The 21,483-nt window shown below is 60.7% G+C and carries 22 protein-coding genes and 1 pseudogene; 7 read left to right on the top strand and 16 right to left on the bottom strand.

All coding sequences use genetic code 11. The features are described from left to right. Positions 1-183 precede the first annotated feature (183 nt). The 7 genes from ACI2I1_RS08825 to ACI2I1_RS08855 are packed head-to-tail and all read right to left on the bottom strand — an operon-like array spanning position 184 to position 5,375. The gene (locus tag ACI2I1_RS08825) at positions 184-807 is read right to left on the bottom strand and encodes a DUF305 domain-containing protein (RefSeq protein ID WP_404678806.1); all 624 of its coding nucleotides are present in this window, start codon (positions 805-807) and stop codon (positions 184-186) included. Further along, the gene (locus tag ACI2I1_RS08830; protein ID WP_404678807.1) at positions 808-1,224 is read right to left on the bottom strand and encodes an ion channel; all 417 of its coding nucleotides are present in this window, start codon (positions 1,222-1,224) and stop codon (positions 808-810) included. After that, a complete protein-coding gene (locus tag ACI2I1_RS08835; protein WP_404678808.1) occupies positions 1,221-3,587 on the bottom strand; it encodes a heavy metal translocating P-type ATPase in 2,367 nt (788 codons plus the stop codon). Before ACI2I1_RS08835 ends, ACI2I1_RS08830 begins: the two co-directional genes overlap by 4 nt. Before the next feature lie 39 nt (positions 3,588-3,626). Further along, positions 3,627-4,091 carry a DUF411 domain-containing protein gene (locus ACI2I1_RS08840; RefSeq protein WP_221538602.1) on the bottom strand — a complete coding sequence of 155 codons (465 nt, stop codon included), beginning with the start codon at positions 4,089-4,091 and terminating at the stop codon, positions 3,627-3,629. Beyond that, positions 4,091-4,462: a hypothetical protein gene (locus tag ACI2I1_RS08845; RefSeq protein ID WP_221538600.1), complete on the bottom strand. Its 372-nt coding sequence runs from the start codon at positions 4,460-4,462 to the stop codon at positions 4,091-4,093. The genes ACI2I1_RS08840 and ACI2I1_RS08845 overlap by 1 nt, the downstream gene beginning before the upstream one ends. A gap of 11 nt (positions 4,463-4,473) precedes the next feature. Beyond that, positions 4,474-5,103, bottom strand: coding sequence for a DUF2231 domain-containing protein (locus tag ACI2I1_RS08850; protein ID WP_404678809.1), 630 nt, complete (start codon positions 5,101-5,103; stop codon positions 4,474-4,476). Then, positions 5,100-5,375 carry a metal-sensitive transcriptional regulator gene (locus ACI2I1_RS08855; RefSeq protein ID WP_221538598.1) on the bottom strand — a complete coding sequence of 92 codons (276 nt, stop codon included), beginning with the start codon at positions 5,373-5,375 and terminating at the stop codon, positions 5,100-5,102. Before ACI2I1_RS08855 ends, ACI2I1_RS08850 begins: the two co-directional genes overlap by 4 nt. A gap of 93 nt (positions 5,376-5,468) precedes the next feature. Between ACI2I1_RS08855 and ACI2I1_RS08860 the strand changes: the two genes are divergently transcribed. Genes ACI2I1_RS08860 through ACI2I1_RS08875 form a run of 4 tightly spaced genes read left to right on the top strand, consistent with a single transcriptional unit; the run spans position 5,469 to position 9,840 of the window. Next, positions 5,469-7,289 carry a copper resistance system multicopper oxidase gene (locus ACI2I1_RS08860; RefSeq protein ID WP_404678810.1) on the top strand — a complete coding sequence of 607 codons (1,821 nt, stop codon included), beginning with the start codon at positions 5,469-5,471 and terminating at the stop codon, positions 7,287-7,289. Then, entirely contained in the window at positions 7,289-8,563 is a 1,275-nt protein-coding gene (locus tag ACI2I1_RS08865) for a copper resistance protein B (RefSeq protein WP_404678811.1), read from the top strand. Before ACI2I1_RS08860 ends, ACI2I1_RS08865 begins: the two co-directional genes overlap by 1 nt. 10 nt (positions 8,564-8,573) lie before the next feature. After that, positions 8,574-9,098 (top strand): YybH family protein, encoded by a 525-nt coding sequence (locus ACI2I1_RS08870; protein WP_404678812.1) that lies wholly within the window; start codon positions 8,574-8,576, stop codon positions 9,096-9,098. Positions 9,099-9,117: 19 nt separating this feature from the next. Continuing rightward, positions 9,118-9,840: a PepSY domain-containing protein gene (locus ACI2I1_RS08875; RefSeq protein ID WP_404678813.1), complete on the top strand. Its 723-nt coding sequence runs from the start codon at positions 9,118-9,120 to the stop codon at positions 9,838-9,840. Positions 9,841-10,611: 771 nt separating this feature from the next. On the opposite strand, the gene ACI2I1_RS08880 is transcribed toward ACI2I1_RS08875, so the two are convergent. Next, the gene (locus ACI2I1_RS08880; RefSeq protein WP_404678814.1) at positions 10,612-10,974 is read right to left on the bottom strand and encodes a hypothetical protein; all 363 of its coding nucleotides are present in this window, start codon (positions 10,972-10,974) and stop codon (positions 10,612-10,614) included. Beyond that, positions 10,973-11,122, bottom strand: a pseudogene (locus ACI2I1_RS08885) (transposase); the annotation flags it as partial. The gene ACI2I1_RS08880 and the pseudogene ACI2I1_RS08885, both read right to left, overlap by 2 nt. A 169-nt stretch (positions 11,123-11,291) precedes the next feature. On the opposite strand from ACI2I1_RS08885, the gene ACI2I1_RS08890 reads away from it, so the two are divergent. From ACI2I1_RS08890 to ACI2I1_RS08900, 3 genes are read left to right on the top strand one after another with little or no spacing between them, the layout of a single operon-like run. Then, positions 11,292-13,385, top strand: coding sequence for a catalase (locus tag ACI2I1_RS08890; RefSeq protein ID WP_404678815.1), 2,094 nt, complete (start codon positions 11,292-11,294; stop codon positions 13,383-13,385). 9 nt (positions 13,386-13,394) lie between these two features. Next, the gene (locus ACI2I1_RS08895) at positions 13,395-14,045 is read left to right on the top strand and encodes an SRPBCC family protein (RefSeq protein ID WP_404678816.1); all 651 of its coding nucleotides are present in this window, start codon (positions 13,395-13,397) and stop codon (positions 14,043-14,045) included. Continuing rightward, a complete protein-coding gene (locus ACI2I1_RS08900) occupies positions 14,042-15,235 on the top strand; it encodes a zinc-dependent alcohol dehydrogenase (RefSeq protein WP_404678817.1) in 1,194 nt (397 codons plus the stop codon). The genes ACI2I1_RS08895 and ACI2I1_RS08900 overlap by 4 nt, the downstream gene beginning before the upstream one ends. On the opposite strand, the gene ACI2I1_RS08905 is transcribed toward ACI2I1_RS08900, so the two are convergent. The 7 genes from ACI2I1_RS08905 to ACI2I1_RS08935 form a co-directional block, all read right to left on the bottom strand. Further along, positions 15,232-15,816 carry a class I SAM-dependent DNA methyltransferase gene (locus ACI2I1_RS08905; RefSeq protein ID WP_404678818.1) on the bottom strand — a complete coding sequence of 195 codons (585 nt, stop codon included), beginning with the start codon at positions 15,814-15,816 and terminating at the stop codon, positions 15,232-15,234. The two genes, ACI2I1_RS08900 and ACI2I1_RS08905, sit on opposite strands and share 4 nt — an antisense overlap. Next, positions 15,809-16,531 (bottom strand): PIG-L deacetylase family protein, encoded by a 723-nt coding sequence (locus ACI2I1_RS08910; RefSeq protein WP_404678819.1) that lies wholly within the window; start codon positions 16,529-16,531, stop codon positions 15,809-15,811. Before ACI2I1_RS08910 ends, ACI2I1_RS08905 begins: the two co-directional genes overlap by 8 nt. Next, positions 16,528-17,595 carry an acyl-CoA dehydrogenase family protein gene (locus ACI2I1_RS08915; RefSeq protein WP_404678820.1) on the bottom strand — a complete coding sequence of 356 codons (1,068 nt, stop codon included), beginning with the start codon at positions 17,593-17,595 and terminating at the stop codon, positions 16,528-16,530. The genes ACI2I1_RS08910 and ACI2I1_RS08915 overlap by 4 nt, the downstream gene beginning before the upstream one ends. A gap of 169 nt (positions 17,596-17,764) precedes the next feature. Continuing rightward, positions 17,765-18,874 (bottom strand): glycosyltransferase, encoded by a 1,110-nt coding sequence (locus ACI2I1_RS08920; protein ID WP_404678821.1) that lies wholly within the window; start codon positions 18,872-18,874, stop codon positions 17,765-17,767. Positions 18,875-18,896: 22 nt separating this feature from the next. Beyond that, the gene (locus tag ACI2I1_RS08925; RefSeq protein ID WP_022673557.1) at positions 18,897-19,394 is read right to left on the bottom strand and encodes a DUF892 family protein; all 498 of its coding nucleotides are present in this window, start codon (positions 19,392-19,394) and stop codon (positions 18,897-18,899) included. 269 nt (positions 19,395-19,663) lie between these two features. Then, entirely contained in the window at positions 19,664-20,212 is a 549-nt protein-coding gene (locus ACI2I1_RS08930) for a YetF domain-containing protein (RefSeq protein WP_346031508.1), read from the bottom strand. Between the two features lie 207 nt (positions 20,213-20,419). After that, positions 20,420-21,379, bottom strand: coding sequence for a YihY/virulence factor BrkB family protein (locus ACI2I1_RS08935; protein ID WP_404678822.1), 960 nt, complete (start codon positions 21,377-21,379; stop codon positions 20,420-20,422). Positions 21,380-21,483: the final 104 nt, after the last annotated feature.

The following is a 21,483-nucleotide window of genomic DNA, read 5'->3' on the forward strand; positions in this document are numbered from 1 at the left end:
CCGCCTGAGGATTCGAATAGAAGCTACAGAGTTGGGGTAGGGGAGGGCACAGGCATTTCATTCTTGGAATGCCCCCTTCGCGCCCTCAATCCGGGCCTTCAGGAAACACTCAAAGCCGACCAAAAGCGGGAAGTTCTTCAGCTGCTTCAAAGATCCTGCATTGGAAAACACAGTTCTTGAGCGTCACTTGTCGATTGTGACCTCGTCACGGACATCGGGTTCCACGGGACGCTCGAGTGCTTTCTTGGCTTCCTCCAAGAGTTCTGGGGTCAGGTCGGTAGTCCGTGCAGGGAGAGGGGTGCCATCGCCCATCTCACCATTGGTCTCGATGTCTTCGATAAGCATCTTCATTTCGGCGATTTCCTTGACCTGCGCCTCGATGATGGAATCTGCGAGCTTGCGAACGCGCGGATCGGTGATCTCGGCTCGCGAACTGGTCAGAACGGCGATCGAGTGATGCGGGATCATAGCCGACATGTACTCTTCGTCGTTGACGGTCGCCTGGCTGCGGACCAGCCACAGCGCCACCGCAAAGACCAGCGCGCCTACGCCCAGGATGATGAAGTTCTTGGTCTTGTCCTTGTACATGCCCCACATGAAGAGGAGCATGACGATCATCATCATGCCGCCCATGACGAAGGTCATCCAGAAGCGCGTCTCGCTCCAGAACACGTGATCAAGCTCGTATGTGTTTAGATACATCAGGCCGAACATGATCGCGGTCGACGTCGCCACCATCGCCATGAAGCGCCAGTAGTTGCCTCCACCACCGTTCTGCTGGTGATCCGCGCTGTGGTTGTCGGCCATTCAATCCTCCTGTTGGCTCATCGTCTTGTATACGTACTGGGCTGTGCAGCTGATCAGGACGAAACCTGTCAGCGACGCGATGCCCGCAATCACCCTGAGGTGATCGGTTGGATAGATGTCGCCCAAGCCCACTGTCGTCACGGTGATCAGGGCGAAGTAATAGTAATCCATGCCCGACATGGCCGGTTCCTTGGCAAACCCGCCAAGACCGAGCGAGGCGGCCCATGCAAAACCGGCCGCGAAAACAACGGCTACCATCATGTGGCTGATGAGAGCGAGCAGCGATCCGCCCGTCAGCCGCAAACCGGTCGGCGCAAGCCCCGGCGGTGAAAGCTTCTTCGCAAGTCTCAGCATGGCCAAGTGCAAGATCAGTGACGCAATAAAGAGTGAAATCCCAATAGCCGTTGCCGCGATCATGGCCGACCTTCGCTCAAGGTTGGAAGTTTGAGCCCACGAAGACGCAGGGCATTGGCGATGACCGACACCGACGAGAGGCTCATGGCCGCGGCAGCGATCATCGGATTGAGAAGAAGGCCAAAGGCGGGAAACAGCACGCCCGCCGCCACCGGTATGCCGAGCGCATTGTAACCGAACGCGAATACGAGGTTTTGGCGAATATTGCGCATGGTGGCGCGCGACAGCACGATAGCCTGGAGCGCACCGGTCAGATCGCCGCGGACCAGCGTGACACCGGCGCTTTCGATCGCGACATCGGTGCCGGTTCCCATTGCAATGCCGACATCCGCAGCCGCCAGCGCTGGCGCGTCGTTAATGCCGTCCCCTGCCATTGCGACACGCTTACCGGAGGCCTTGAGCGCCTCGACCTTGCGATGCTTGTCCTCGGGCGAGACGTTTGCCTCGACCTCGTCGATGCCGAGTTGGCGGGCCACGGCTTCGGCGGTGGCGCGGCTATCGCCGGTCAGCATGACCACTTCGATCCCGCGCTCGTGCAGCGCCCGAATGGCCGCAGCGCTGGTCGGCTTGATCGGATCGGCGACCGCGATCAGCCCTGCCGGTGCGCCATCGATGGCCACGAACATCACGGTCTGGCCTTGAGAGCGTCCGGCTTCTGCGGATGCGAGCCATTCCGCATCATCGATACCGAACCGCCGCATCAGTTTCTCGTTGCCAATGGCGACCTTCCGCGGGCCCACGCGCGCCTCGACACCCTCGCCGGTAGTCGACGACAAATCAGACGCTGCCTCGAACGCCACGCCTCGCGCCTTGGCGCCTTCAACTATTGCATGGGCGAGCGGATGCTCGCTCCCCGCTTCGACCGCGGCGACGGCGGAAAGGAACTCGGCCTCGTCCAGGCCCACACGGGGAGTGACGGCGACGAGATCGGGCTTGCCCATAGTGAGAGTGCCCGTCTTGTCGACCACCAGCGTGTCGATCTTTTCGAGCGTCTCCAGCGCCTCGGCGTTGCGAATGAGGATGCCGTGCTGGGCGCCCTTGCCGGTCCCGGTCATGATCGACATCGGCGTTGCGAGGCCGAGCGCGCATGGACAGGCAATGATGAGAACGGCGATCGCGTTGACCAGCGCATAGGCTAGCGCCGGGAATGGCCCCCAGATGGCCCAGACGATGAAGGTAACGACCGCGATCACGACCACCGAAGGCACGAACCAGGCCGCGACCTGATCGGCCAGACGCTGGATCGGTGCCCGGCTGCGCTGAGCTTCGGCAACCATCTGGACGATCTTGGACAACATCGTGTCCTTGCCGACCGCGCCCGCACGCATAACGAATCCGCCGGTCTGGTTGACCGTTCCGCCGATCACCTGGTCGCCGACCTTTTTGGAAACCGGCAATGGCTCGCCGCTGATCATGGACTCGTCGATAGTGCTCGCGCCCTCGGTCACCTCGCCATCGACCGGCACTTTGTCACCCGGACGGACGCGGAGCAGGTCTCCGCTCGCCAATTGGTCGAGGGAGACTTCGCGTTCATCGCCACTGCCGAAGATCTTGAGCGCGGTCGGTGGCGCGAGTTCGAGCAACGCCCGCAAGGCGCTCGAGGTCGAGCCCCGCGCCCTGAGTTCAAGCACCTGGCCAAGTAGGACGAGCGTGGTGATGACCGCCGCCGCCTCGTAATAGACGCCGACGTGGCCAGAGTGATCGCGGAAGGCGGGCGGGAATATATCGGGCAGGAGCGTCGCTACGAGGCTGAACAGAAACGCAATCGCCACACCGAAACCGATCAGTGTGAACATGTTGAGATTGCGGGTCTTGATGGATTGCCACGCCCGCACGAAGAAAGGCCAGCCACCCCACAGCACGACCGGTGTAGCGAGAAACAGTTGGGCCCATTGCGCACTTGCCGGCTCGATCAGCCGGTCGAAGCTGATCCCGGGTACCATGTCGCTCATCGCGTAGACGAACAACGGCAAGGTGAAGAGCGTGCTGACCCAGAAGCGCCGCGTCATGTCGACGAGTTCGGGATCGGGTCCATCCTCCAGGCTGACCGTCTCGGGCTCCAGCGCCATACCGCAGATGGGGCAGCTTCCCGGTCCTACCTGGCGGATCTCGGGATGCATGGGACAGGTATAGATCGTCCCTTCGGGAACGTCCTCAACCTGATTGAGACGCGCGCCCGAAAGATAGTGCTCCGGGTCGGCTACGAACTTGTCCTTGCACCGCGCCGAACAAAAGTAGTGGGTCGCACCATCCTGCTCAGCGACATGTGTGGCGCCCTCGATCGTAACACTCATGCCGCAGACGGGATCGATCGCGCTGCCTTCCCCTCTCGCATCCTCCGTGTGATGGGTATCGCAACAGCTCATAGTCGGCCTCCTCTGCGTGGCAGGAGTGTGTGATCGAGATCAGGGATAGGACGCGAAAATCTCACGGCGGCCATTGCCGAAAGCGATGACCTGATAGGGCTGGGTCCGTCCCCCGGCTTCCATACCTGGCGAGCCGAGCGGCATACCTGCGACCGCCAGACCCTGGACCCATTCGGGCCTTTCAGCGAGCAGGCGCTCGACGTCAGTTGAAGGCACATGTCCTTCTATCACATAGCCGTCCGCGATCATCGTATGGCACGAACGCAAGTCATCTGGCACGCCGTGCTCAGTCTTTACCGACGCCATGTCGGGGTGATCGACCGTCTCGACCTCGTGCTTTTCACCGTGGCGCATATGCGCTGCCCAGGCTTCGCAGCATCCGCAACTGGGATCGCGGTACATGGTGAAGTTCGCAGCCTGAGCTGCGCCTGTGCATGCTACGAGAAGTGCAGTGCCGAGCACGGGCAGAAAGGGGCGGCGGGTCTTGTTTCCATTCGAGTTCATCAGTCGTGTCCCATGGTTTTCATGTCCTCTTCCGACATGTTCGACATGTCGTGCCCGGCATGCGGATCCGCAGCGGCCGTTGCGGTCGGGGCAGGTGCAGGTGTCGCCACAGGGGCAGGGCTGGCCTTGCGAGCCGAAGCAGTGGGCGATGAACTGGGCGAAGGAGCCTGGGTAGGAACGGCAATCGGCTCATCCGTTGCGGGCGTGGCCGTAACTTCGGGCTTGGTCGCAGCGGGAGAAGCGATCGTCGTCTCAGCCGCCGGCGCTCCATCATCGACCGGCATTTCGGGGTCACCGCATGCTGCAAGCGTCAACAGGCAGGAAGGCACAACAAGCAACTTTCCAGCGAATGCGAGGGTAACGGGACGCATGAGAGGTTCCTTTAGAGCTTAAGATGATTGAGTCCGTGAGCGAGCTCTCCACCCATGAAGCCTTGAACAATGAGCAATGCGGCAATCGGAAAAAGCAATGCGCGCAGAGCAGCGCGCGAACCTGAAGCGCGGTAAGCAATCCAGGCTGCTGCAATGCCCAGGACAGCAATCAGCATGCCGTTCCAGCGGTGGACTTGCATGACGAAATCGCCGCCGGACCACAGGCCAGTGTGTATCCACCCGAAGAGGGCGGCGAGGACACCTCCCGCAGCGCCGCCAAAGATCATGATCCTTACGGCCGCTTCACGTTCGGGTGTACGGTGGGACATAACGAACAGCTCGGTAAGCGCGGCCATCAAGAAGAGCGCTATCGGAAAGTGGACCGTTGCCGGATGCAGGCTCTTGAGAACGCCGATGATACCTTCGCTCTGAGCCTGCTCGTCATCGTGACCTTCCACGGCTTCATTCGAAATCGCAGCGCTTCCCGTTGCCTCCATATCGTGCCCGGGCTGAGCATGGGCGACCTCGCTTGCCGCTGGACGCGCCTCTTCGCCGCCGTGCTTTTCGTCACCGTGCGCGAACGCAACCGTTGCCGAGAGGAAGAGGGCCAGGCTGGCGAAAAAGCGGAGAACGGAAGTCACCGCTTTGCCTTCTCGAACAGGTCGACCAGCTCGCTGAACTTCTGTTTCTGCTCGTCAGCGTCACCGCTGGCAATCGCGTCAGCCACACAGCACGCAGCATGGCGCTTGAGTATCTCGCTCTCGGCCCGACCCAGTGCGGCCTTTATTGCCTGCACCTGATTAAGGACGTCGATACAGTAGCGATCGTTCTCGATCATCTGCGCGACGCCGCGCACCTGTCCTTCGATCCTGCGAAGACGATTGACGATGCGGGAACCATCGGTTGCTGACACGTTTTGCACTCCATCTGCCGCAATACCCCGCGGGGTATCTTGCAATACTCCTGGGGGGTATATATGACAAGGGCCAAAGGAGTTGCAAGACCCATGTCCGAATTGCTGGTTTCACGTCGACGACTGTTAGGGGCTGGAGCGCTGGGCGCAGGTGCATTGGCCCTGCCTGCCTGGGCCCGCGGTGCCGATCTGCACGGTAATGAATCTATCCGCCCCGGTTTCGACGAGGTGTCGGGCCGCGACATCGCTCTGACAATCGGCGAAGGGCCTCGCGTCGTGCAGGGGCGTCGCGGACACGCGATCGCCGTCAACGGCAGCGTGCCGGGTCCGCTGGTTCGCCTCAAGGAAGGTCAGCCGGTTCGGCTCGCGGTCACGAACACGCTCGATGAAGACAGCTCGATCCACTGGCACGGGTTGCTGCTGCCTTTCCAGTTCGACGGCGTTCCCGGCGTCAGCTTCCCGGGGATCAAGCCGGGTGAGACATTCGTTTATGACATTCCCGCGCTGCGACAGAGCGGCACCTACTGGTGGCACAGTCACTCGGGGCTGCAGGAGCAGGCGGGGCACTACGGCCCGATCGTGGTCGAACCCGCCGCAACCGATCCGGTCCAGGCCGACCGCGATTACGTCCTGTTGCTGAGCGAATTCACCCCTCTCCATCCACATACCATCATGGACAAGCTCAAGAAGGGCGAAGGCTACTTCAATTACCAGCAGAATACCTGGACCGACGACTATCCCCTGTCGGGCGAGGACCGCAGGATGTGGGCGCGTATTCGCATGATGGCGACCGACATTCTGGACGTAACGGGTTCGACCTACACCTATCTCGCCAACGGGCGGGGACCGGAAGAAGGGTTGGAGTATCTCTTCAACCCCGGCGAACGGGTGCGGCTGCGCATAATCAACGGCAGCGCCATGACGTTCTTCAATGTTCGTATTCCCGGGGTTAAGTTCTGGGTGGTCGGCGCCGATGGCCAGAACGTGCGCCCGGTCGAAGTTGAAGAATTCCAGATAGGCACGGCAGAGACTTACGACATCGTTGTCGAGCCGACTGGCGAAGCCAGGACGATCATCGCCGAGAGCATGGACCGGTCAGGCATGGCTGTGGCCACTTTGGCATCCCGCCCCGGTGCGCGGGCAAGTGTACCGCCCCTACGCGACCCCCCGCTGCTGACGATGGCGGACATGGGCATGAACAACGGGTCGGGCGGCATGGATCATGGCGGTGGTGACATGGCCGGGATGGACCATTCGGCCATGGGCCATGACATGCCATCGCAAGGAGGCGCTGCCGAGACGATGGGCGGGATGGACATGAGCGGCATGAACATGCGTGACACCTCCAAGCTGCCTTCCGACGTAAAGATCGGCCCCGGTATCGACATGGTGTCGATGAACCCTGTCGATCGCATGGGCGATCCGGGTCTTGGCTTGGACAACGTACCCCACAAGGTCCTCAATTACAGGGATCTCGTTGCGCTCGAATCAAATGACGATTTGCGCCGCCCATCGCGTCAGATGGAAATCCATCTGACGGGCAACATGGAGCGCTACATGTGGTCGTTCGACGGGAAAAAGTTCAGTGCAGTGAGCGACGATCCCATCCGCTTCGCCTACAATGAGCGTGTCCGGGTGAAGCTCGTCAATGACACGATGATGGCGCACCCGATCCATTTGCACGGGCACTTCTTCGAACTGGTCAACGGTGCACCTGCCGATCGCCAGCCGCAGAAGCATACCGTTATCGTGCAACCCGGTGGCAGCGCTACCTTCGACCTTACCGCCGACGAAGAGGGCGACTGGGCCTTCCACTGCCACCTGCTCTATCACATGCACTCTGGCATGTTCCAGATCGTGACCGTTGCGCCGCGGGGCAACCAGCCCAACGTGAAGCGGGTGGGAGAAGACTGATGCGTTTGCTCTTCGTCATGCTCCTTGCGAGCACCGCCACCCCAGCTTTTGCGCAGGACCATTCGGGCCACGCAATGCCCGCCGCGCAAACAACTACCCAGACCGAATGCGAAAAGGAAGCTTCACGACATCGCGCCATGGGCCATCCGGTGTCTGAGGGGGCGTGTGCAACCAAAGCGCATCCGGCCGCACCTGCGCAGTCCGGTCACGCCGACGGCCATACCGGCATGGACCATTCTCAAACGGACCATTCGCAGATGGACCATGGCCAGATGCAGAGCATGCACCACTCGACCATGGATCATTCCAAGATGGAAGGCGTGGACGACTCGGCGATGGATCATAGCCAGATGCCGGGGATGGACCATTCCAACATGGGAAGCATGGACCACGCGGCTATGGACCATGAAGGGACGCAATCGTCCGGCCAAGCGCCGATGGACCATCAGGCGATGGACCACGGAGCGATGGACCAAGGACCCATGGACCCTGGCGCAATGGACCATGGCACGATGGACATGGCTCCCATCCCGCAAGCACCGCCCCCCGCTGCGGCTGGATCGGGACCGCCTCGCGCCGCCGATGCAATCTGGGGCGCGGAAGCGATGCGCGCCTCGCGCGATGCTTTGCGAGCCGAGAACGGCGGGATGAAGGTCTTCTGGTTCCAAGGCGACCGCGCCGAATACCGCGCGCGAGAAGATAGCGATGCCTATCTTTGGGACGTGCAGGGCTACTACGGCGGCGATCTCGACAAGTTCTGGTTCAAGAGCGAGGGCGAAGGCGCCTTCGGCGAGAAGCTCGAGTCCGCCGAAATCCAGGGACTGTGGAGCCATGCGATTGGCCCATGGTGGGACTTGCAGGCCGGCGTGCGGCAGGACCTGACCGGTCCCGAACGCACCCACGCCGTCCTCGGCGTGCAGGGTCTTGCGCCCTATATGTTCGAGGTCGACGCGGCAGCATTCCTGTCGACCAAGGGCGATCTGACGGCGCGTGTCGAAGCCGAACTGGACCAGCGCATCACCCAGCGCCTCATCTTGCAACCGCGCGCCGAGGTGTACCTGGCAGCGCAGGACATTCCCGAACTGGGTGTCGGAGCCGGTCTCGATTCGGTCGAACTGGGACTGCGGCTGCGCTACGAATTCGCCCGCGAATTCGCACCCTATGTCGGCGTTGAACAGGAATGGAAGGTGGGCCAAAGCGCTGACTATGCCCGCCTTGCGGGCGAAGATCCGAGCGTGACCAACTACGTCGTAGGCGTCCGGTTCTGGTTCTGAGGGGTAAATTATGAGGTTTATAGGTTTCGCGGCTGCGGCTGCAGCGGCACTCGGTGCGTTCGTCCCTGCGGCACAGGCTCAGCATGCCGATCACACCGATCACGCCGATCATTCGGCCCATGGCACCCAAACTGCGGCGCCCGACGCGCTCACGCAGCAGGCGGAGGCTGTGCTTGTTGCCTACCGCAACGCATTGGTTGCCCGCGACGAGGCTGCCATGCATAGGCTGTTTGCTGCGGACTCGCTGGTGTTCGAAAACGGCAAGGACGAGGGCACGTTCGCGCAGTACATGGAGCACCACCTCGGCCCGGAACTCGGCGAGATCACCGAGTTCACATTCACCAATCCAACAGTGAACGTCCGGATGGTCGGTCATGTGGCGTTTGGCCATGAAACCTACCGCTACCGGATCGCCCTTACGGATGGCCGTGTAATCGAGCGCGATGGGGTTGCGACGTCCGTGCTGACTCACGAGGATGGCGCTTGGAAAATAGTCCAGTACCATTCCTCGTCTCGCGCGCCGCGGCCGAACTAAACAGGCGGCGCATTTTGCAATGACAATCCAGCGTTCGCGTAAGCTGCGGCTGCACATTTTCGGTAGCAAGGTCCACAAGTGGCTCGCAGTCTTCGTCGGCGTGCAAGCCCTCCTGTGGATGGCAACCGGGACGATCATGTCGTTCCTGGAAATCGAGCACGCCCGCTCCGAGCACGTGATCTCGCGCGAGCCTTTACCCCTGGGTACTGACGCACCGCTACCCGCTTGGGCAACGAATGCCGGCGACCTCGTTTCAGCAACCACGAAGACCGTCAACGGCAAGCCGGTGGTCGAGTTGAAGCGCGTCAATGGCAGCGCCACGCTGCACGACGCAGTGACCGGACGGAAATTGTCGCCGCTCCAACGCGATACCGCGGAGCAAATCGCTTTGGCTGCTTGGACGGGGCCCGACACCACGATCAAATCCTCGAAGTCCATCGAAGCGCCGGTCGGCACCGAATTCGCCGGGCCATTCCCTGCCTGGCAGGTGCACTTCGCCGATGGCACACGCCCCTACATCGACGCATCCACCGGCGCGGTGCTTGCGGCGCGGAGCGACACGTGGCGCTTCTTCGATTTCGTCTGGGGGCTCCACATCATGGACTGGACGCAGCGCGACCGGATCAACAGCTGGTGGCTGCTTTTGTTTGGCATCGGTGGGACGCTCATCGCGTGTTCGGGATTCATACTTCTCGCCAATCGGTTCCCCAAACCACGTCGATCTCGCGCAAAACCAAAATAGTCCGATCTGCTCGGATCGCCTTCTGGCGGTCGGCCGTAGGTCTGTTTCGCTGGGTTATTTCAAGAAGGCAGTCAGGCTGCAAACCCCTTGGTCTCTGTTGTTTGAGGCGCAGCAAAGAAGGCATTCGGCGCGCGCTAATTCCACCAATCGCGATATTGCAACGACTTGGCGCAAAGCTCAGCTTTTGGGGGTACCGATGGGGGTATTTTCTCGACGTTCGTTGAAATAAGCGAGCAGAAACAAGCGGGTAGATGTTCACTATATGTTCCTCCTCCGCTACCAGGAAATAGTGTCCGCATGGGTTCGCTTGTGTCCGTATGCGTCCGGATTTTCGACCCAAATCTCTGATCTTAATAGCAGATGTGCTACCACGCCGGTCCGCTTGGAGCCGTATGCGTCCGTATGTGTTCGCTTGAAGCCGGGACCTTTGTGGGGGTATTGTGGGGGTATTTCCGACTGGGCGATACCCCCAGCCGCGAGATCGAGCTGAGGAGCGGCTTTTCTCGCATGTGCAATGGCTTGTAGAGAGCATTGCCCGACGAGATTCCTCGCAAAGGTCCCAATTTCATTTTTGAGTTCGAGTCCTGCCGGAGGATTCGAATAGAAGCGGCCGAGTTGGGGCAGGGGAGGTCACATCCTTTTTCTCTTAAGTGACCGATTTGCGCCCCAATTTCGGACATTCAACTCGACTTCTATTCGACCCGAAAGCGGACAATCTCTTCAGCCACCCATGCTTAGCGGCGTTCTTCAAGGCTGCAGGCCGCGTGCGAACTACGAGAGCGCCATAATGCACAGCGCAACGCCCAGAGCATCCGGCGGTGAACAGATACCCATCCAGCGCGCCGTCGAAGCCGGTGAGGAACTGCGCTCCGTAGATCGGTGCCGCAACGGCGGCGAATTTGGATATGAAGCTGGCGCACCCGCCACCGGTCGATCGGATGGAACTGGCGTAATGGTTGTTGGTGATCGAGATGCGGCATGGCCCGCCCCCACCAGCGTCACGGAGGCGAACAGCATTGCCGCAACCTCCGTACCACTCGTGAGATAGGCGAAGGCGACCAGCAGGGTGAAGAGAATGGCGACCAGTGGTGCAGCAGCGATCCAGCCGGGTCCGCCCTTTTCAGTGAACGCCAACTTCAAGCCCGCCGAACATCGACTTCCACTTGTAGAACGTGGCCGAGCTGATCCCGTGACGGCGACACACTTCCGCCGTCGGCATCCCAGCCTCCTGCTCCTTCAATACCGCGGTGACCTGCTCTTCGCTGAACCTGCTTCGCTTCATTGTCGCCCGACTCCCTTGCGTTGGACTCTACCAAATACCGGTCACATTTCAGGGGAGCACATCACGATCCATTAACAATGGTTTAGATCCTTAATTATTCTTCATATTCGCAACCGAATCCCGCGTTCTTCGTTGGCTTTACGAATTCCAACCAGATCGGAGAATGCGCATGTCGGACGAACTTAACCTGACCAAGGGCGGTGCCCCCCATCAAGAACCCAAGGGTGAAGATGATATCCTGACCACCGCGCAGGGCGCGCCGGTTGCCGATAACCAGAACTGGCTCAGCGCCGGTCCGCGCGGTCCGCAACTCCTGGAAGACCATGTCGCCCGCGAGAAGATCTTTCACTTCGATCATGAACGCATTCCCGAGCGCGTCGTCCACGCTCGCGGCTATGGCATTCACGGCACTTTCGAGCTGAAGAAGGCAATTCCCGAATATTCACACGCCGCGATCTTCAATAATGTCGGTGAGAAGACCCCTACCTTCACCCGTTTCTCTACCGTGGCCGGGAACAAGGGCTCACCCGATCTGGCGCGCGACGTCCGCGGCTTCGCGACGAAGTTCTATACGAAGGAAGGCAATTGGGATCTGGTCGGCAACAACATCCCGGTGTTTTTCATCCAGGATGCGATCAAGTTCCCGGACCTGATCCACGCGGCCAAGCCCGCGCCGGATCGCGGCTTCCCCCAGGCACAGACCGCACATGACAACTTCTGGGATTTCATCAGCCTGAGCCCGGAAAGCATGCACATGGTGATGTGGATCATGTCCGATCGCACCATTCCGCGCAGCTTCCGTTTCATGGAGGGTTTTGGGGTACATACCTTCCGCCTGATCAATGCGAAGGGCGAGGCGAAATTCGTCAAGTTCCACTGGAAGCCTAAGCAGGGTCTGCAATCAGTAATCTGGAACGAGGCGCTGAAGATCAACGGTATGGACCCAGATTTCCATCGCCGCGATATGTGGGATTCGATCGAGGCGGGCGACTTCCCGCAGTGGGATCTGGGCATTCAGGTGTTCGATGAGGAATTCGCCGAGAGTTTCGAATTCGACGTGCTCGACGCGACCAAGATCATTCCCGAGGAACAGGTTCCGGTTGAAATCATCGGCACGCTCACGCTCGATGCCAATGTCGACAATTTCTTTGCGGAAACCGAGCAGGTCGCCTTCTGCACACAGAACATCGTGCCCGGGATGGACTTCAGTGAGGATCCGCTGCTCCAGGGCCGCAATTTCTCCTATCTCGACACGCAGCTGAAGCGGCTGGGTGGCCCGAACTTCACGCATATCCCCATCAACGCGCCCAAGTGTCCGGTCCACAATTTCCAGCAGGATGGCCACATGGCTATGACCAACCCCAAGGGGCGGGCGAATTACGAACCTAACAGCTGGTCGGGCGATATGGCCGACAACCGCGAACCGCGTGGCCCCCGCTCCAGTGCCGAGCATGGCTTCACCAGCTACGAAGCGCCGGTTACCGGGCCCAAGGTTCGGGTGCGCAGCGAGACCTTTGCCGATCACTACAGCCAGGCGCGCCAGTTCTACATCTCGCAGACCGCGATCGAGCAGACCCATATGGGCAATGCGCTGGTGTTCGAGCTTTCCAAGGTCGAGCGGACGGACATTCGCAAGCGGATGGTAAGCCATCTGCGCCACATCGACGATGGCCTTGCCAAGGTGGTTGCCGACGGCATCGGTCTGACCGAAATGCCTGAAAAGATCACCGCCGCGCGCAAGCCGATCGACGATCTGCCCGAAAGCCCGGCGCTGTCCATCCTCAAGAACGGACCGGACAGTTTCAAGGGCCGCAAGCTGGGCATTTATATCGCCGAAGGCGGTGATGCCGCAGTGGTGAAAGCGTTGAAGGACGCGGCCAAGGGCGCGGGTGCAATGGTCGAGATCATCGCCCCGCATGTGGCAGGTGCGAAACTCTCCGACGGCGAGATGATGGAAGCCGACCAGAAGATTGATGGCGGCCCCTCGGTGGTTTACGACGCCGTGGCGCTAGTGATGGGTGAGAAGGCCGCCGAGAATTTCGGCAAGGACAAGCCCAGCATCGACTTCGTCAACGACGCCTTCGCCCACGCCAAGTTCATTGCCTACGTCCCCGAGACAATGGCGCTGCTCGAAGGCGCCGGTGTGGCAAAGCGGATGGACGACGGCTTCGTCGAACTGGCCAAGCCCGATGCCGCCAAGGATTTCATCAGTCGCTGCGCAAAGCTGCGCTTCTGGGATCGCGAAGAGGTAAAGAAGGATTGAGGACAGACCATGACCAATGACAAGCAACTCGGCCTGGCTGGCACCGTTGCCGGCCTCGGCCTTGCGATCGGGGGGCTGGCCTTCGGCGCCTTCCTGTCGCAGCGGCGCAAGGGGGGCGATGACGATGCCCCCTTCTACACCCGCAAAAGCCCCGATAGCGACAATGCGGTGCTCGGGCGCACGGTTACGATCCGCAAGCCGCGCGCCGAACTCTATGCCTTCTGGCGCGATTTCGGCAATCTTCCAAGGTTCATGGAGAATGTCGAGACGATCCGGAAAGAGGGCGACCACCGCATTTGGGTGATCAAGGCTCCCGCCGGACAGACGGTCGAGATCAAGACTGAGGTCTGCGAGGATGTCGAAGGCAAACGCATCGCCTGGCGCTCGGTCGAAGGCTCGGACATCGAGACGCGCGGCAGCGTTGAATTCGCTGACGCACCGGGCGATCGCGGAACCCGCGTTTCGCTGGTGATGTCCTACAATCCGCCCGCCGGAAACCTCGGCCGTACCATTGCAAAGCTGTTCCAGCGCGAGCCGGAGGTGCAGGCGCGCCACGATCTCAAGCGCTTTAAGGGGCTAATGGAGACCGGCGAGATCGCCACCTCCGCCCACCGCAAGGAAAACACCCGCGCTGCCAAGCAGCAGGAGAAGGAAATATGAGAGCCCTCACTTGGCACGGGACGCACGACGTCCGGGTCGACACCGTCGACGATCCCGAAATCATCAATTCGCGTGATGCGATCATCGAGGTTACCTCCACCGCGATCTGCGGCAGCGACCTCCACCTTTACGACGGGGTTATTCCCGGCGTACTTCCCGGCGACGTGCTGGGCCATGAATTCATGGGCCGCGTGGTCGAAACCGGCAGCGACAGCACGCTCAAGAAAGGCCAGCGCGTCGTGGTGCCCTTCACCATCAGCTGCGGCGGCTGCTTCCATTGCCAGATCCAGCAGTTCTCGGCCTGCGAAAATTCCAATCCGGCAGAAAAGCAGGATATGTCGGCCAAGCTCTACGGTCACTCCATGGCGGCGCTGTTCGGATATTCGCACATGACCGGCGGCTACTGGGGCGGTCAGGCGGAATATGTCCGCGTGCCCTATTCCGATGTCGGCCCGATCGTGGTGCCCGACCATCTTGACGATGACAAGGTGCTGTTCCTTTCCGACATCCTACCCACCGGGTGGATGGCGGCGGAAAACGCCGAAATCCAGCCCGACGATACCGTCGCGGTCTGGGGCTGTGGGCCCGTCGGCCTGTTCGCGATCCAGTCCGCGATCGTGATGGGCGCAAGCAAGGTGATCGCCATCGACCATTATCCCAACCGCCTCGCGCTGGCCAAACAGCTTGGTGCTGAGGTGATCGATTTCCGCAAGACGAACGTCCGCGAAGCGCTGATCGAAATGTCGGGCGGGATTGGTGTCGACGCGGTGATCGATGCTGTCGGGATGGAAACCCACGGCTTCGCGGTCGACAACTTGGTTGATGTTGTGAAGCAGAAGGTCGGCATGGGTGCCGATCGCGCCAGTGCGCTGAAGCAGGCGATCCTTGCGGTCCGGCCCGGTGGGCGCGTTTCCATACCCGGCGTCTATGGCGGGATGACCGATAAATTCCCGCTGGGTGCGCTGATGGAGAAAGGTCTCCAGATCCGCAGCGGCCAGACCCATGTTCAGCGCTACACCAATGATCTGCTCGAGAAGATCGAAGACGGCACGCTCGACACCACCTTCCTGATCTCGCATCGCCTCCCGCTCGAGGATGCAGCCCGCGGCTACGAATGTTTCCGCACCGAGCAAGACAGCTGGACCAAGGTGGTGCTCAAGCCGGGTATGGACATGCCTGCGGCGAACTAGTCGCCGGGCGTCCGCTCGAGCAGATCGAGCCGGTAGAACTCCTCGCGCCGCGCTTTGGCCACCTGCCAGGGCGCGGTGTCGAGAAACAGTTTGACCGCTGTGTCACCATCGACCGTTAAATCGTTTTGGCCGATCCAGTTGACCAGCAGACACAGCCCGTTCCCGGTCAAGCTTTCATGGGCAAGCTGCGAGACCTGGCGAATTTCCCCGACGCTGAGAAAATAGAGAACTTCTGACAGGATCACCGCGTCGAACTGCCCCGCTGGCCAATAATCGGGCACTTCGGCGACAACGAACTCGACACTGTCGCACCGAGGTAGCCTCCTGGCCGCCAAATCGATCGCCTTTGTCGAGACATCCAGTGCCACTATCGAACTGGCAAGTTCCGCCAGGCGTTCGGTCAGCGCCCCTCCCGCGCATCCCACTTCCAACATGCGTGCAAAGCGCCGCTTGGCCAGTGCGGCGAGCACAGCCTCCCGCTTGCTGCGTTCATAGTCGCTGGTGTCGATGTCCCAGGGGTCGGGGTTTTCGGCGAACAACTGGTCGAAGCGTGCCTGCCGCTCGCTGGGTGCCTCAGTCACGGTGGAATATCTCCGGATGCGCGGCGAAATGCGCCAGCAGCGGTGCGGGCATCATAAAGGCCTCCGGGTCGTCGATGAGGTCGGTGAATTGCGACCGGTAGGCCGAAAGCGCAAACCGCTTGCGCTCTGCCAGCGAAGGCGCTTCAAACAGGCGAAGCTCGGTCTCGGGCAGCCGTCGTTCGCCAAAGCGCCCCCAGATCGGCGCGCTCCACAGCGGTGCCCGGTAATGCTGTGCCAGATCGCGCGCGATCGCATGCGCGGTGATGTGATCGCAATGCGGATCGAGATAGGAGGTGGTCCAGATCGCCTGCGGATCGATGATGTTTGCAAAGGCGAACAGCGCCTCTTGGCCCGCGTCGGTGAGATCGCCCTGGCGACTTTGCCTGTCGAGCAGTCCAAGCGCATGAACCGCGGCCGGACGCCGCGGGGCGAGGCTCGATAGCGCTTCCTCCAGCTCGGCGCGGCGCATTGCAACCAGCTTGGCGCGATCGCAGCCGGGGTGCGAACCCTCGCCATTGGTCACCAGCACCACCCCGATCGTTCGCCCCGCATCGGCCGCTGCGGCCAGAGCCTGACCGCAACCAAGCGTCTCGTCGTCGGGATGCGGCATCACCAGCAGCAGCCCGCCGGGCGGCGACAGTTCGTCCAGTTGGATCGCGGCCGCGCCTTCCGCAGCGCGAAGCACGCTGCCTTGCGCGATGACAGGAACGCTCACAGATCTTCTGCCCGCAACCCGCGCCCGGCCAGAGCCCGCGCGGCGCGCTGACGCTTGGCATCAGGCTGCGTTTGGCACAGGAACAGCCCCAGATCGCGGCGGATCCGTTCGATCGCGGTGCCTTCCTCGTGCGCTGCCATCCCCAGCCCGCGCTCGACCAGCGCCAGCACAGTGCGGCAATTGTCCTCGGTCACCTGCCGCGCCAGTAGCGAGAGGGTGGCGGTGTTGGGCTTCGCATCGCGCGTCTCTACCGCTCTTGCTGCTCGCCACAGCCACAGCCGCATGGTTTCGAGCGCGATAGCGCCAGTCGCGATACGGTCGAACTGGTGAGGATCCTCGATCCTGCCGCGCTCCTGCAAGGCTTCGCGGAAATGCGCGAACAGCGCCTCGGCACCGCCACAATGTGCAGCGCAATAGCGCCAGATCCCGCCCTCGAAATGCGGCTCGCGGGAATAATCCCCCAGTTCGCCGAGCACGGCATCGTCTGCAAGTTCGCTCCCGGTAAAATCGTAACGCCCAGATCGCGTGGCGCGCATCCCCGAGACGTTCCAGCCGGAAGGATCGCAGCGCGAAGGATCGTTGGCCGGGGCGAGTGCCAGCAAGACGCCCTGCTCTCCATTGATCGCCACCACCGCGTGGCGAACGAGGCCGAGGCCCGATGCGAAGCGTTTGGCGCCCCCCAGTACAATGCCTGCGGGTTGGTTCGAGAGTGTCAGCGGGCTGGCTGGATCGTCCGCACCCCATACGCCGAGCAGCTCGCCTGCATGAACACTGTGCGCGAGACGCTGCTGCGTGTCCTCCCGGCCATAAAGCGCCACCAGCTTTACCGCGTTCATATGGCCTTCGAACAACCGCGCGACCGAGAGATTGGCCCGTCCAAGATCACGCAAGGCTTCGAATGCCCCCGCCATCCCTTCCGGCGCGCAACCCCAGCCCTGTCCGCCGTGCTCAAGCGGGAGGCAGGAGGCAAGCCACCCAGCATCGTGGAGCGCCGCGACATCGTGGGAGAGGTCACCACCCATCCGGTCACTGGCCGCCGCGCGGGCGGCAATGGCAGCGAGCATTTCCTTACGAGGATCAGGCCGGGGCGCTATCATGCAGCGGCCCGGTATGGACGCATCCATGCAGACGTGCTTTGGCGTCGGGGTGCCTGCTCTTCGGCAGCGGACTGGAGGTGCCCGGTCCGCGAAGAGAATATTGCTCGATTGATACCGGGTCTTGCCAAACGGTCAGTCACGCTCTGACACCCGCTGCGCGAAGCGCACTCGTTGTGTCATCCAGTGTCTCCTTTCGAGCATTGGACAGGTTGACCATGACCTGGGACATGCGCATCCGGCGATGTTGCAATGCAGGATCGCGCGCTATTGCGTCCTGGAACTGCGCGTATCTCCCCATGCCGAATTGCAAACCATTCCAGACATCCGCAAGGCGTTGCAGCAGGGCGAGCGGCACCAGCTGCTCATCGCAGTAAGGATCGTCGTGCGTGGCACGGTCGCGCAATGCATCGCCCATTCCGCCAGCCGCGCGCCCAAAAAGTCGTCCGGAGGTACTAGCTGTCACGTCGCTCGCTACCTTGATGGACCAGTCACGGCGACGGGCGAGAATGGCCAGCGCCTTGTCCTCAGCAACAGGTGGTATCGGCATACCGCCGATACCACGATAGCGCGCAGTCGGCAGCGCTAAGCTGGCACCCATCGCGGCGATCTGGAAACTCGGCGCATCTCCGCTGGTCCAACGCTGCCACAGCTGTTCAAGCTCTGCCGAGTAAGCTGCTTCAACCTCCCCGCAACGCCGAACGGAGTGGGGCAGGCCAGTATATTCTTGCGGGTCGATCGAAACGGTGCCGCACACCAGATCGGTACCATCGCGAATATGCCGAAGGTTCGCCGCCGCCCAATTCGGAGCAACAAGGGTGTCGGCATCGGTTGTGAGTAGCGCGCCATCCGGAACGAGTAGCGCCCCGATATCAAGCGCGATACGGCGTGCGTGCGGTGCATCGGCGACGGCTGGCCGCAGCGAAACCTTGACGAGCAGATAGTTGCATCCCGAAGCCTCGAGCATGCTGGAGGCGATCTGCCAAGAACGGTCTGCGCTGTTGTTGATCAGCAGGACAATTGCCCCTACCGCGCCGCTGCGCCCAACCGTATCGAAGAGTGACGCCAGAGAAGCGGGCAGGATATGCTCCTCGTTCCGGGCGGGAACGCAGATAGCGAAATCCGCTTTTGCGGGGAGTGACGAGGCAACCGTTCCGACTGCAATCCGGTTCTTGAACGGCAACCCGGCAACCGCTTCCTCGATGATCGACGAGGTGCGAATGCGTCGGCTGCCGACCCACTTGGTCAAGGGGCCAGCACCCATCATCATGTCAGCCCTTGGCTTGGAGGTTGACCGATCGTTCCGCCAGATCGGTCATGTTTTCGTCCGCGCCGTAGATATCGGCCGTAATTGTATCAAGCTTGGCGGCGTGGTCATTCTTGCCGAGCGCTTCGGCAAACGCCTTGGCAGTGCCGAAGCCGCAAATACCGTAATGGCACATGCGTTGATACTGCGACACGATGACGACGTCGCGAACATCATCATCGTCGATATCCGCATCGATGACATGCTTCTTCGCCTCTTTGACGAGGCCTTCCATGCCCTTGCAATGCTCTTTCTCGCTCTCGCCGCAATCCTTCAGCAGCTTCTCCAGGGTCGCGGTATGATCCTTGATACCCTCGGCAGCCTTGCTGAGACGTTCCTTGAGCTTGGGATCGCTCGCTTTGTCGGCCAGTTGGCTGACCATTTTCGACATCTGATCATTTGCAGACCAGTTGTCGGCCAGTTCTTCCTTGTAGCAATCTTCGAGGTTTTTCGGTGCAGACACAGTAGGCCTCCTTTTTGATGGCCATGAAAACTCACGGCAGCTTCTGATTGGGTAATCTCTGAGCGGGCCGTTTGGTTTCGAATAATTTAAATCCAAGGAATTAACGGTATAGCCGTAACAATCGATATGCTGGGATGTCTTGGTGATTATCGGCAAACGCCGTTGAACAACGGTTCCTGCGGTCACTTATGAATTGAAATGGTTCGCAAGGAACATGGTTTTCATCTGGCTCGATGTAACGACCGTTTGCGAGATGCATGCAAACAACGTTACGAGCCGCCCGGTCCAACGTCCTTCATCAACTGCGCATTGTCCAAGGATGTATCGTCTCGAGGGATGATCGAAAACTTTCCGTCATTTTCAAGGATTACCCAGTTGGCATCGTCGAGGCTCAGGTGCCCCTTCTGCCTCAAAGCGTTGTAGATTTCGGCTTCGGAGATGCGTTCGGCGCGCATCGCGTCCTTCTGTAGTTCGCCCTTGTGCAACAGCATGCGCGGTTCTGCCTTGATAAGCTTGGAGAAAACATCGCTGCGCAGCACCAGCCAGGACGTCGCCCACTGAAGCGCGAACATGATTGCAATACCCAAGGCAGCGTCGGCTATACTGACATCTTTAAGCAAGATACCCGAGGCCGCGAGACTCCCCACCGCGACGGTCACCATCCAGTCGAAATTGTTCATCTGACTGGTCGTGCGCTTGCCCGTAACGCGGGTCATCGCAACGATCAGGATATAGAACACGACCGCACCGATAGCGACGCTAGTAAGCCGATCGAAGCTGTTGAACCAGGTATCAATATCGCTGCTCGGTGAAGTCATTTATACGCTCGCAAGGGTTCGGCGGTTGGTCCTCGAATGAATAGCTAAGCACCGACAGGGCAGAGTGCAATCGGCGACACAAGGAGAATGACGGCGTTTCGCAACCGTTCTCGCATGGTTCTCACCGAAATCCTGGCCAGACCCCGAAATCCCGTCCGGTGCAATGGTATGCGGGGTTGCCAAACACAACATTCGGCGTTCGGCAGTTCAGGTTTTTTCTTCCCCGAGCGTATCCGCTTTGATGGCATCGCGATTGCCCATCCGCTCGTTCGGTCCGACCGTCGTATCGAGGCGGGTCTGGTGCTCGATTTCGGAATCGAGTTCTGCACCAAGCAGCACGATGTATGACGACACCCATAGCCACATCAGCAATACGATAACGCCGCCGAGCGCCCCGTAGGTTTCGTTATAGCTACCGAAATTCCGCACGTAGAAGGCAAAGGCGATCGATGCGAGTAACCAAACCGTCACCGCCGCGACCGAACCCGGCGTGACCCAGCGCCATTCCGGCGCATCGCGCGAGGGACCATATCGGTAGAGCACGGACAACCCGCCAAAAGCGATAAGAGCCAACAACACCCACCGGCCATAGAATACAAAGGTTTGAATGAAGGACGGCAGTCCAAGTCCGTCGGCAAGCAGGGGCAGGACGATCATCAGGCCCATCGCGATAACGAGGACGAGCACCATGAGAACCGTCAGCACAAGGGCTGTCGCATTGATCCGAAGAAAGCCACGCGTTTCGTCTTCGTCATAGGCGACGTTCATGCCGACCATCAGCGTTTTGACGCCTTTCGACGCGCCGTAGATCGCGAAGAGAATGCTGCCGAGCGCAGCCCAGCCCAACGTGGTGTTCGCGCCGGCGGCAACCTTGCGGGCTTGGTTCTCCAGTATTTCGGCTGTGTTTTGCGGTAGCCCGGCGGCGAAACTTTCGATCTGCTGTTCGACCACCATCGGATCAACGACTAATCCCGCGATCAGGATGATCGCGGCGATCGCGGGAAAGAGCGCGAGCAGGCCGAAGAAGGCGACGCCTGCGGACACGACCGAAACATGGTCGGCATCGAGCTCGTCCTTCGTTCTCAGAAGGATGTCCTTCCAGCCTTTCGCAGGAATGTGCGAAGGTTTCTTTGCCGTGCGCCCACGTGGTTCGTCAGTCGAAGTCATAGATTGCCAGTCGAATTATCCTAAGGTGATCTAACGCGTCAGACCGGCGAACACCGTTTGATGCCGCCGGTATGATTTCAGACAATTGCCCGATGCATCCGGGC

This window comes from Qipengyuania sp. NPDC077563, from assembly GCF_044901345.1.
GTDB lineage: Bacteria > Pseudomonadota > Alphaproteobacteria > Sphingomonadales > Sphingomonadaceae > Qipengyuania > Qipengyuania aestuarii.